Source organism: Spiroplasma endosymbiont of Nomada rufipes, assembly GCF_964277355.1.
Classification (GTDB): Bacteria; Bacillota_I; Bacilli_A; order Mycoplasmatales; family VBWQ01; genus Spiroplasma_E.
Map to the genome: position 1 here is coordinate 526540 of NZ_OZ195517.1, position 13035 is coordinate 539574.

11 protein-coding genes are annotated in these 13035 nt (G+C 23.0%); 4 read left to right on the plus strand and 7 right to left on the minus strand.

Annotated features, from left to right (window positions below; translation table 4 throughout):
- Positions 1-119 precede the first annotated feature (119 nt).
- From ACICQF_RS02885 to ACICQF_RS02905, 5 genes are all read right to left on the minus strand, one after another.
- Entirely contained in the window at positions 120-1535 is a 1416-nt protein-coding gene (locus ACICQF_RS02885; protein WP_395473642.1) for a DUF3626 domain-containing protein, read from the minus strand.
- Positions 1536-1929: 394 nt separating this feature from the next.
- Positions 1930-2880 carry an IS30 family transposase gene (locus ACICQF_RS02890; RefSeq protein ID WP_395473643.1) on the minus strand — a complete coding sequence of 317 codons (951 nt, stop codon included), beginning with the start codon at positions 2878-2880 and terminating at the stop codon, positions 1930-1932.
- A gap of 147 nt (positions 2881-3027) precedes the next feature.
- Complete coding sequence (gene alaS / locus ACICQF_RS02895) at positions 3028-5754, minus strand: alanine--tRNA ligase (RefSeq protein ID WP_395473644.1); 2727 nt, start codon at positions 5752-5754, stop codon at positions 3028-3030.
- 482 nt (positions 5755-6236) lie between these two features.
- Entirely contained in the window at positions 6237-7028 is a 792-nt protein-coding gene (locus ACICQF_RS02900; protein ID WP_395473698.1) for an IS30 family transposase, read from the minus strand.
- Positions 7029-7187, minus strand: a complete 159-nt coding sequence (locus ACICQF_RS02905) for a helix-turn-helix domain-containing protein (protein WP_395473343.1) — start codon at positions 7185-7187, stop codon at positions 7029-7031. It abuts the gene before it with no gap.
- Positions 7188-7316: 129 nt separating this feature from the next.
- Between ACICQF_RS02905 and ACICQF_RS02910 the strand changes: the two genes are divergently transcribed.
- Entirely contained in the window at positions 7317-7556 is a 240-nt protein-coding gene (locus tag ACICQF_RS02910) for a hypothetical protein (protein WP_395473645.1), read from the plus strand.
- Here the strand turns inward: ACICQF_RS02910 and ACICQF_RS02915 are convergent.
- A complete protein-coding gene (locus ACICQF_RS02915; protein WP_395473646.1) occupies positions 7549-9615 on the minus strand; it encodes a hypothetical protein in 2067 nt (688 codons plus the stop codon). The genes ACICQF_RS02910 and ACICQF_RS02915 overlap by 8 nt on opposite strands.
- 126 nt (positions 9616-9741) lie before the next feature.
- On the opposite strand from ACICQF_RS02915, the gene ACICQF_RS02920 reads away from it, so the two are divergent.
- Positions 9742-10251 carry a hypothetical protein gene (locus tag ACICQF_RS02920; RefSeq protein ID WP_342257385.1) on the plus strand — a complete coding sequence of 170 codons (510 nt, stop codon included), beginning with the start codon at positions 9742-9744 and terminating at the stop codon, positions 10249-10251.
- A 193-nt stretch (positions 10252-10444) separates the two neighbouring features.
- On the opposite strand, the gene ACICQF_RS02925 is transcribed toward ACICQF_RS02920, so the two are convergent.
- Positions 10445-10570 carry a hypothetical protein gene (locus ACICQF_RS02925; RefSeq protein ID WP_395473647.1) on the minus strand — a complete coding sequence of 42 codons (126 nt, stop codon included), beginning with the start codon at positions 10568-10570 and terminating at the stop codon, positions 10445-10447.
- A 77-nt stretch (positions 10571-10647) separates the two neighbouring features.
- Between ACICQF_RS02925 and ACICQF_RS02930 the strand changes: the two genes are divergently transcribed.
- Entirely contained in the window at positions 10648-11802 is a 1155-nt protein-coding gene (locus ACICQF_RS02930) for a YitT family protein (RefSeq protein ID WP_338956719.1), read from the plus strand.
- A gap of 152 nt (positions 11803-11954) precedes the next feature.
- Complete coding sequence (locus ACICQF_RS02935; protein ID WP_395473648.1) at positions 11955-12992, plus strand: DUF3137 domain-containing protein; 1038 nt, start codon at positions 11955-11957, stop codon at positions 12990-12992.
- The last annotated feature ends 43 nt before the right edge of the window (positions 12993-13035 follow it).

Here is a 13035-nt window from a genome sequence, read left to right on the forward strand (position 1 = left end):
GTAACTAATACTAACTATGATATATAATTTTTATGATTTAACTTTACCATATTTAATTAAAAAAAATAGAAAAATAATAATATCAGTATGGTTATTAAAATGGTTCAATATATATTTTATTAAAGAATATTTTGTTGTGAATTTGAACAACTGTTTAAAAAGGGATTATTTAATTCTTCATCATTTACTGATTGTTTATCAAATTTTTTTTCATCAGTTACTTTTTGATCTTGTAATAATGGCATAGTTTCCGTTGAAATTAATGGTGAATGTGGTGTTTCATTATTTTTTATCTCTAACAACAAATTTTTAATTTCAATATTTTTAGCATTTATTATTTCTTTAATTTCTTTATTTTTATTAATACATCCAAAACTAAAAACTTTAATAACAAAATTTAAAATTGGATTTATCTTTTTTTTCTCTAACTTGACAATATCACTTTTTAATTTTGTTATTTTTTCTTGTTTTAATGATAATTTATCTTCTAAATGTCTTTCTTCTTGTTTTATTTTATATTCTTTTTCAGTTATGAATATAATAAATGAAGATCCTAAACATGAGTTTATTTCATTTATTTTTTCTAATATTTGTTTTTGTTTATTAGGTGGATGAGTATCAAATTCCGCTTTTGATAAGCAAATTTGTTTTATATCACGTGCAAATAAGATTCTAGAATAAACATGAACCTCTATATAATTTCCTTCACTTTTACCATAATTACGATGAGGAACAAAATTTTTTCCATTAGCTTTATTAATTAAACTTTCTAAACAATTATATCCAAATAAATCATTTTGACAATATCTTATCAATCTTGGGAAGTGTAAAAAAGTAGATATTTTATCTTTTAATTTCCCACCACTGAACGTAGGTGGTGAATACGTATCATAAGGACTATATGTACAATTATGTTTTACATAATCTTTTAGTATAATAAAAGATTTTCCATACATAGGAGCTCCACCCATAGGATTTTCCAAAAAATCTAATGCTGCATAGCAAGGTCTACTTGTTCACTGAAAATTAGCACTTCTTTTTGTTTGATCGCCAGTAGGGGTTGAAAAATGTCCAAATTTTTCATACTTACTATTATCAAATAATTGATTTAGATAAAATGCAACTTCCTCTATACTTGCTCGACCTACATTATAGTTAGAAATTTCATTTGGTTTTTCCTTATAAGCAAAACAGTTTAAAACCTCTGGTCATTTATTATTAATATCGTATATTTTTGAAAAATCAAAATTAATTGTTAACCTTGATGATTGTAATATTTTAGTAATCTTTTCTAATAAATCTTTTGCATTTTCTTGACTCATCTTGCATTTTTTAGATAATATTTTTAAAGCAGATTCATAATCTTCTTGTTGAGAGGATTCGCATAGTTCATAAATTTGATGTAAAATTTCACTTCTAAACAATTGACCATAAATCTTTTTTTTTAATCTTTCTTCATCTTTTGAATTATTTGATGAAGTTGAAGGAAAACCACCATTAATATGTGATAAATCAGATTGTTTGTTATATGCCATAATATTTATCTCCTCTATACTTAAGATGGACATTTGAAATCTATTTTATTGGTTTAAGCAATAGAGTATTTCTAATACACCTATTGTATTTTTTATGTTTTTTATTTATTAAATACAATAAAAAATCATTTATTTTTAAATTAAAATAATGAGTTAAAAAACCAATATTTAGTTTACACTTAGTTATTTTATTAAATTTTAGAAAAAATACAAGTTATTAATTAAAAAATGTCATTATTTAGTGATAATTTCCTATTAGTTATCGAGCAAAAATTTCCCAAAAGTAAAGTTAAATATACTTGGTGATAAATATGGAAAGAAGCATGACTATGAAAGAAAAATATAAGTTTAATATTATAAATGACATTATGCTAAATTGTAAAGGTAAGTGCAACTAAATTATTTTTCTATCCAAATATTCGATTGGTGAAAGATAATTTAATATTTTTCTCGGTCTTTGATTTAAAGACAATATAAATTTATGAACTTCATTTTTATTAGTTTTTGAAAAAATAAATTTTTTAGGAAATTTTTCTCTAATTAAACCATTAGTATTTTCATTAGTACCTCTTTGTCAAGGTGAATATGGATTGGCAAAATAAATTTTTACATCTAAATTTTTTTCAAGTTGTTGTCAATTTGAAAATTCTTTGCCACGATCAAAAGTAATAGTTTTAACAATGTTTTTAGGAAGAATTGATAAATAATAAATGACATTTTTATTAATAACTTTAGTAGTTCTGTTTTTAACTAATATTGCTAAAGTAAATCGTGATACTCTTTCAACTAAAGTTATTAAACATGATTTGCTTTTACCTCGTGATGATACTATAGTATCTCCTTCTCAATGACCAAGTGTTATACGATCATTAACCTTTATATCTCGTTCTTTAATTGATTTACCATTAAACTTGCCACGATTTTCTTTAGATTTTCGTTTTTTACCTTTTCTTCTTAAATTTTTACTAGTAACTTTATCAAGCATTCCAAAATAAATTCAAGTATAAATTGTTTTAAAACTAATAACTCACTCTTTATGAAAATTTTTAATTCTGCCATAAATTTGTTCAGGTGATCAACCTAATAGTAATTTTTGTTGTACATATTTTACTAAATTCTTATTTTTAAACTTATGAAAACTAATATGTGATTGTTTTCGATTTTCAGCTTTATTTTGTGCAATTAATGAAAAATAATGATTATTATCTTTATTTCTATTAATTTCTCGAATAATAGTACTAATACTTCGATTAAGATTTTTAGCTATTTCACTAATTTTAAATTTAAATTTCAATTGATTCTCAATATAAATCCTTTCATCTATGCCAAGATGTTTATAACTCATATAAAAACTCCTTACTTTTTTCTAAACTAAATTTAGCATTATGAAATTTTTATATGAGAATTTTTTGCAATTTCATTTACTTGCACTTACAAGTATAATTCAGCATCATATAATATTTATATAAATTAATACATATAAGCATTAAGTTTAATATATAATTTTATTAATTTCTTTTTCTGTAATAAACTTATCAATCTTCCCTTGCGCTAAGATTGGGCTACCGCCACCCTTACCATTATATGTTTTTAATATTTTTTGTAAAATATTATTACTTTGATACTGTTTATTATTATGCAATTCTTTACTTGAAGCAACTAATACTAAATATTCTTGATTATTAATTTTATTAATAAAAATAATAATAATATTTTGATATTGATTACGATAATGTTCAATTATTTCTCTTAATGTTTTAATATCTAAATTTTCAAAATTTGCAATTAATAGTTTATAAATATTTTCATTTTTTGGAACTAAAGTTAAATATTTTTTCACTATCTTCTGACGATTTAATTCTTCAAAATTAATTTGTCATTTTTTAAATAAACCATGTAATTCTAGTAATAACATTTTTCCTTTTCTTCAATCAGCAGCTACCACTTTTAAATTATTAATAGCATCATATATTTTTTCAATTTCTTCTTCTTGCATACAATTATCTTTATTTTTTTGATATTGAATAAATAAACTATTGCTTTGTTCTTTAATCATCATTATTTGTTGTGTTAAGTATTCATTAATAGTTTTTAATGATGTTAAAGCATGAATTCGATAAGAACCAGATCCTTTTGACTCAACATTAGTTATTAATAATTGTTCTACTTCTTGTGAATTATAACAATGAGTACCCCCACAAAGTTCAATTGAAAAATCACCAAACTTAATTACTCGAACTTTTTCTTCATATTTTTCACCAAAAAAAGCTAAAGCTCCAATTTTGATTGCTTCTTCATATGTACAATAAATAATTTCACAAGGATATTTACCTTTAATTCATTTACTTACTTGTTGTTCTATACTTATAATTTGTTCTAAAGTTAACATTTCATAATGACTAAAATCTAATCGTAAATATTGATAATTATTAAAACTTCCAGATTGCATAACATGTAAACCTAATAATTTTCTTAAAGCAGCATGTAATAAATGAGTTCCTGAATGATTTTTTCTTGTATAAAAACGATGTGAACTATTAATTTGTGCTTCAACAATTTCTGTTTGTGTTAATTCACCTTTTACTTCCACTTGATGAATATGCTGTTTTTGTGGTCATTGTTGTACATCAATAACAGAGGCCGTTCCATTTTCTCCTTTGATAATACCATCATCAGATGCTTGCCCCCCTTTTTCTGCATAAAAAGGTGTTTCATTTAAAATTAAATAACCTTTTTCATTTTTTAAAAATTTTACCTCATGCTCTGATTTAAACATAAAAACAATATTTGTATTTATTTGTTCTTTATCATAACCAACAAAGGTTGAAGGAACTTTTAAATTAGTTAGTAATGAAGATTGAATTGTTAATGCTTGATGATTAATTCTTACCTTTCTTGTATTATCTTTACTGTTATCCAATAACTTTTGAAAACCTTTTAAATCAACAGTCGCATTTTCTTCATTTGCAATCTCTAATGTTAATTCAATAGGATAACCATAGGTATCAAATAATTTAAAAGCCGCAGTTGCATCTACTTTTTTATTATCTTTAATAACTTGTAATAATAATTGTTTTCCTGTTATCAATGTTGTTCAAAATTTTAATTCTTCGATTTTAATAATATTAGTTACTAAATCGACTTTTTTATGTAATTCTTGATAATGTTGACCCATAACTTTGATAATAATTGAAACTAACTTAAACAAAAATGGTTCATTAATATTAAGTTTTTGTCCATATACAACAGCTCTTCTAATCAATCTTCGTAATACATAACCACGATCTTTATTACTAGGAAAAACACCATCACTAATTGCAAAAACTAAGCAACGAATATGATCAGCAATAATTTTAAATGCAGTATTAATAGTTTTTTGTTTAATCTCTTGTGTAAAATAATTATTAATATCATAACGAAAATTTGTCAATTTTTCACATTCATGAATAATATTTTGAAATAAATCAGTATCAAAGTTAGTTGGCACATCTTGTAAAATTGCTACTAGTCTTTCTAATCCTGCACCAGTATCAATATTTTTTCTTGGTAAATCAGTATAATTATTTTTGCCATCATTATTAAATTGTGAAAAAACAATATTTCAAATTTCAATATAACGATCATTTTCAATATCATCTTTTAATAATTTAATACCAATATTTTTAGGATCATATTTAATACCACGATCATAATAAATTTCAGTATTAGGACCACAAGAACCTTGACCCATATCTCAAAAGTTAGTAGATCTTGTACCTTTAATAATACGTTCTTTTGGTAATTTAATAATATTTAATCATAAATTATATGTTTCTTCATCTTCATTAAAAACTGTTACATATAATAAATTAGCATCTAAATTTAATCACTTTTTACTAGTTAAAAATTCTCATCCTCAAACAATAGCTTCTTTTTTAAAATAATCACCAATTGAAAAATTACCTAACATTTCAAAAAAAGTTTGATGTCTTGCTGTAATACCAATATTTTCAATATCATTAGTTCTAATTGCTTTTTGTGAATTTGCTAATCTTTTAGCAATTGGGGTTTGTCGTCCATCAAAATATGGTTTTAATGTAGCAACTCCAGAATTAATCCACAATAGTGAAGGATCATCATTTGGAACAAGTGATGCACTTTCTAAAATGTGATGATCATAACTTTTAAAAAAATTTAATCAAGTTGTTCTAACTTTATCTGTTGTTCATTTTATTGACATAATAATTTCTCCTCAAAATAATAAAAATTCCTATCAAAATAGGAACGTTTTTTAACGCGGTACCATCCTAATTCACTTACAAAGTAAATGCACTTAATTAATGATTAAAATTGTTAAATTAGGAGCTTCTAATTAATAATGGTTAAGTGCTTACACTATTCACTCTCGCTGAAAACTAATTATTATTAATTATACTTATCTAATTTAGATTAATATAAATATTAATTTCAATTTTAATATTAACCATAAATATTAGTTATTACAAGCAAAAAGATAAAATTATGAAATATTTTTATAAATTAAAAAGAAAAAAATATTAATTATTAACTTTATAGAATAAAAATTACAAGAAAGATTTTTTCTATTTAATCAAAAATATAATTTAACTGGTATTTTTTTTATTGTATATTCATTTTTTCAGATATAAACTTTAGTTAAGATTTGCTTAGAGTAATTTTGCTAAATTGTAAAGGTAAGTGCAACTAAATTATTTTTCTATCCAAATATTCGATTGGTGAAAGATAATTTAATATTTTTCTCGGTCTTTGATTTAAAGAAAATATAAATTTATGAACTTCATTTTTATTAGTTTTTGAAAAAATAAATTTTTTAGGAAATTTTTCTCTAATTAAACCATTAGTATTTTCATTAGTACCTCTTTGTCAAGGTGAATATGGATTGGCAAAATAAATTTTTACATCTAAATTTTTTTCAAGTTGTTGTCAATTTGAAAATTCTTTGCCACGATCAAAAGTAATATTTTTAACAATGTTTTTAGGAAGAATTGATAAATAATAACTGACATTTTTATTAATAACTTTAGTAGTTCTGTTTTTAACTAATATTGCTAAAGTAAATCGTGATACTCTTTCAACTAAAGTTATTAAACATGATTTGCTTTTACCTCGTGATGATACTATAGTATCTCCTTCTCAATGACCAAGTGTTATACGATCATTAACATTTATATCTCGTTCTTTAATTGATTTACCATTAAACTTGCCACGATTTTCTTTAGATTTTCGTTTTTTACCTTTTCTTCTTAAATTTTTACTAGTAACTTTATCAAGCATTCCAAAATAAATTCAAGTATAAATTGTTTTAAAACTAATAACTCATTGTTTATGAAAATTTTTAATTCTGCCATAAATTTGTTCAGGTGATCAACCTAATAGTAATTTTTGTTGTACATATTTTACTAAATTCTTATTTTTAAACTTATGAAAACTAATATGTGATTGTTTTCGATTTTCAGCTTTATTTTGTGCAATTAATTAAAAATAATGATTATTATCTTTATTTCTATTAATTTCTCGAATAATAGTACTAATACTTCGATTAAGATTTTTAGCTATTTCACTAATTTTAAATTTAAATTTCAATTGATTCTCAATATAAATCCTTTCATCTATGCCAAGATGTTTATAACTCATATAAAAACTCCTTACTTTTTTCTAAACTAAATTTAGCATTATGAAATTTTTATATGAGAATTTTTTGCAATTTTATTTACTTGCACTTACAATTATAATTCAGCATGAAAAAAATTTCTAGAACCTTTTTTGTTTTATATAAAAATAAAAGGATATTATGTTCCAAATAATTGTTTTGTAAAACAAACTGATTTTTTAGGTTTTGCTAATTCATTTAATCCTTGAGTTAGAAAAATAAGAGAAGAACAAAGTGAAAGACGGAAATCTAATGAACTAAGTTTATCAGTTAATGTTGAAGCAGTAAATAGCTTAGAAAATGATAAACCTAATTCCAAAAAAATAAAAGAACAGTTATTTTGTATTAATTAACATTTGTCTTTGTGTTAGATTTCTTTTTTTTAAATTGTTGTTTTAAGTATCAATCATAAATAATAGCAATAATAGTTAAAATGAAACCAATACTAAGAAAACCAGAAATAATATAACCTAAAGTATTACCACGCGCTTCATTAATTGTTCAATTAACTGATAAATTTCTTAGATTATTAATTTCTGTTGAATTCATATTTTCTAGTTCCTTAGAAGTATAATTAAGTTTTAAAGCAGCATTTCATAATTTTATACCAGTATCAGTAGTTCAAAATTCAATAATAGGTAAATTATTACCATGATAAATAGTAAAATATTTTCAGTTGCTAATATTATTTCAATTAACAGTTTGTAGTAAATATACATTATTATTGCTTTTGGCATTTAATTTAAAAGTAGTTTTTGGTTTTAATGTTCATAAATTCATTTTATTCATAGTAGTACTATCAATAGTAATAATATTTACAAATTGGATAGTATTATCATAGTTAAAATTAATTGTAAAACCGTCATTAGTATTAGTGCTATTAATGTCATATAAATTATTATTTACTATTCCAACATATTTAATATTAGTATTAGTACTATTATCTAGTGTTGGCAAAATATTTTGATTATATATTAATACATGGTAAGTTATTATTTCATCTTTAAATTTAATATTAATTTCAGAATTAATATTAATAATAGTTGTAATACTATTATTAATATTTGGTAATAATGGTTGATTATCATTAATAGTAATATCTTTTAGTTCATCATTAGTTACATTTAAAATTAGATTATTATTACTAATTCAATTATTAGTACGATTAACTGCAGTAAGTTTATCTTTATCAATATATGAATTAATAAAATTAGTCAATTGTTCATTTTTAGTTTTAGTAAATTTAATAGTATTAATTCGACTTCAATTGTTATTTTTACTATCACTTAGTAATAATTTACTTGTATTATTATTAATAAAACCAAGATTATCATTTATTCTTTGGAAATTGGCACAATAACCAATTTTAGTAAAAGCACCTAATTCATTTACAAAATAGCCAATTTCTTGTTCATCAATAAAAATACCTAAACCATCATGAAGTAAAATGAAATTATTCATATAATGTTCATTAATTTTTGTAAGTTTAATATCATTACTATCAGTAATGCTTAAATGATAAGGTTGTCCAAAAAATTTGGAGCTATTTTTGAGATTTACATTTAAAATTCCTTGATTGTTACCAGTCTTGCTAAAAAAAACAGTAGTAGTACTAAACAGTGGCTCCTTATTAATAATTAATGGTTTTGTTGTAGCATTACCATTATCTTCTATTGTTAAATAAAATAATTGACCATTAACATCACGAATAATGCCACCATTATTATTAATGGCAACAAAAGAATTTAATAGTATTGGATTAGGAACATTCATATTAATTGGCTTGATATTACCATCAACTTTTAGAATATAAGAATTTTGATCACCACCAACAAAAACACCAAAAGTATCATTTATAGTAGTAAAACTAGTTTTACCTTTTCCATAGTGATAGGGATTAACTAAGTTAGTTACTTTTCCGTCTGTATTAATTAAGTCAGCACCAATATCGGTACTAACGATATTATTACCAAAGTTAGTAAAAGTATGATTTGGAGTTTCAATGGCAGTAGCATCATCACTAATACCATTTTTAGTCATTAAAAATGAATTATTAATAAAATTAGTATCATCACTTTTATGAAAATTATTTAAAGTAGCAATTCCTAAGTTATCATCAAATCTAATAAAATTATTAATTTGTAAGTCTAAATTATTATATGTGCCATCCTTATTTAATAAATAAGATTGTGCTTGTGAATTTGTAAAAATACCAGCAATAGAATTAGTTGAATCATTTTCATTTCAATTATAAAAATTTCCATTTTCAAAAGCTAAGGTTAAACTTTGTTCATTTAGGATAGTATTTTCTGATTTTATTTTTTTATGATGATAATTATTTATTTTCACTTGGCTTAAATTAGTAAAAGCGGCTAGTGAAATAGTAACTAGTGTATATAAAATTTTAAACATATTATCAATTCCTTTAATATAAACTAATATTAATTATAAAGATTTTGAAGATAGTGTATAGCAAAATAATAAAAATAAGTTACAATTTATATATGATATTTTTTAAATTAAGGAATGATTATAATTATGAAAAAAATTTTAACATTAATGGGTACTATTGCTTTTGGTAGTGGAATAGTAACGCCAGTTTTAGCTTGTTCTGATCAACAACAAGATAGTATTTTAAAAGCAATTACTAATGGTAATGGTAATTATAATGGTTGAGAATCAACTTTATCAAAAGTTGGTATTAAAAAACCAGTGGGTGTTCCTATTGATGGTCAAAGACCTGAAAAAGAACAAGTTATTGAAAATAAAGCATTAGAAAGCAGTCTTGCACAATCACTTGCCAAATTAATTTTAGATAAAGCAAATATTAAAGAACCAACTTGATTTGATAGTCAATTAGAAGTAGGTACTAAATGTTATTATTTTACGATTGATAATGGTAAAATAGATGAATCAACAAAAGCAAGAACTTGAAATGTTGATACTTCAACCGGTAGAATTAGTATTAATATTACTTATCAAGTTGGAGTAGTAAATAATGATAAAAGTTTTAAAGTTGAACAATACATAAAAAAACTTTTAATATAAAATGTTCTTATACACAAAGCGATTACATAGTTTATAGTTGTGTTAGTGATGTTACTAAATTATCAGAACAAATAGTACCAATTAGTGTTGATGATGAAACTAAACCTGATATTGATAAAAAATATGCTGATTTTTCTCAAAAAACTAAAACTTTAGTTCAAGAAGGAATAAGTTTAGCATTAAATAATAATCATTATGTTAATTCTGTTAATATTAATATCAAAGAAATTGATGGTCAAAAAGTTACAAGCTCTGGTCCTAATAAATTAGAACTTAAAGTTAATTTTGTGATTAGTTTTCAAGATTCATTAATTGACATGTCTTTACCTTCGCCTTATGATGATAGTAATTATGTTCCAACAATACTTCAATTTAATAGTTAAAAAGGAGTTTAATATGTCCAATAATTCAGAAGCAAAAAATAAAGATAAAGAGCCACCGCTAATTGTTGATGCCTTTACTTTTAAAAATATTGGTGTTAAACAAGAGATCCATTCTTCATGAAAAAATTTTAATTGAAAAATAACTTCCAAAAATTTATTATTAATTTTTATTGGTGCTTTTTTAACAACTGTTTCCTTTTTTTATTTTATTAATCGTGCTGGTTTATATACTAATGGTTTATCAGCTTTTGCACAATTAATAGCTAAATTTATTGCCTTATCTTATAATGGCAGTATTACTGAACAAGAAACAACGCAAGCATTTTGATTTTATCCAGTATATTTTCTTATTAATGGTCCTATCATTATTTGAGGATTATTCAAGGTTGGATTTCGTTTTACTCTTTATACTATCATTTATTTGTTATTTCAAAATGGAATTAACTTTTTGTTAACAGCAATTGATGCTCTTAAAAATTTTCAAGTTTTAGGTAATGAGCCATTAAAAGGTACTACAGATTATTGGCACTTAGTTTTACCACGTACTTTTATTTTTGCTGCTTTAGGTGGATTAATTTATGGTGCTGGTATTGGTATTTTATTTAAAACTGGTGGATCTAGTGGTGGTATGGATTTTATTAGTACTTATATTTCTATGAAACGTAAATATTCAATTGCTACTATTATTAGAAATACTAATATTATTATTGTTGTTATTGTTTTAATTCTTGATGGAACTTTTTTACAGAAAACTAGTCTTGTTGATAATTTTTTAGTTAGGCCTTATTTTATGTCAACGCTTGTTTATATTTATGTAGCAGCTTTTGTTATGAATAGAGTTTATCCAAAATATATGTTGATGAGTGTATTTATTATTTCTAATGAATTAGAGCAAATCCGTAATGATATTTATCGAAATAATTATTTACGTGGTGGTAATGTTTGAAATGTGAAAGGTTTGTATTCAGGTAATGAATATAAAATGATGATGACAACAATGTCATTATTAGAATATAATTTTTTTAAAACAAAAATAGTTCGAATCGATCCTAAAGTTTTTATGGTAGCAGTTCCTGCAAAATATATGCATGGTGGTAATGCAGGTAAACCTCCACAAAATGCACCTGTTAATATTACTGAAATTAATGATTTTTTAGAAAAAAACTAATAATATATATGTTATAATGTAATTAGTTTTATAATAGTAGGTTTTTAGACTTCTAAATAGATTATTACATCTATAGTTAGTCTTTTTCTATTTTTTTATAAAACAAAATTAATTATAAGCTATATTAAGAATTAAAAAAGAATGGAATAATTATGAAACATAATTTATCGCCAAAGGTTGTAAATGAGATTGTTAATAATATTCATACTGACTATAATAATAGTAGTAATCATTGATGAATTAAATTAATAAATAATCGTTTATGAATTAGTTTATGAATTATTACTACCATTATTGCTCTAATTGCTATTGGTGCTAGTATTGGTATTAACAAATCATCATTTATTAAAAAACCATTTACCATTATTAGTATTATTGGATTCATTGTTGGATGCTTTTTATTAGTGCAGAGTTTTGTATTAAAAACTAAAATTCATGAAAAATTAATAGAAGAATTACCAATTATTAACTATTATCAATGAGTTATTAAAGATAATAATTCACAAATGAATTTAACAACTATTAGTGATTATTGAACAATTGAACCACAAGGTAATTTACCTTTAGATGAACAACCTAATTATTATAATTATTGCGAACAAATAATTATAGGAAGTATTAATGGTCAAAATTTTAACTATGGAAGTATCATTAACCAAAAAGTTATGTATGAGACAAGTTCTGGATATAATAGTGCTGCTCAAGTTATTCAAACAGAAAAAATTACTTGTTATTATGCACGTTTTGTTTATTATACAACTATTATTAGTAATAATAATTTTACAATGACATTAACACCACGTAATATATTTTCAAAAAAATTTCGTAGTAAAAAGAAAGTTCAATTAGAATCACATTTATTTGAAGATTTATTTGAAGTAAAATGTGATAATCAAATTAAATTAAGATTAATTTTAGAACCAAAAGTAATGAATTTACTTAATGAATTTGCTTATAGTTTAGGAAATAAGGATTTACCAGTTATTCACATAGAAAATGAACAATTAACATTAAGTTGAAAATATGAATTAGGAAAAAATCCTTATAATGATGGAAAAGGCAAATTGATGGTTTTACCCACCACTACTAATCTTGAAAAGTTTATTAATAAATTATTAGCAATGATTAGTAAAGATATTTTAAATTTAATGCAAGCACAAATGTGAGTTAATAACTTACAATTATTATAATAATAATTTATATAAATTACTTTACAATAATTTAAAAATAAGG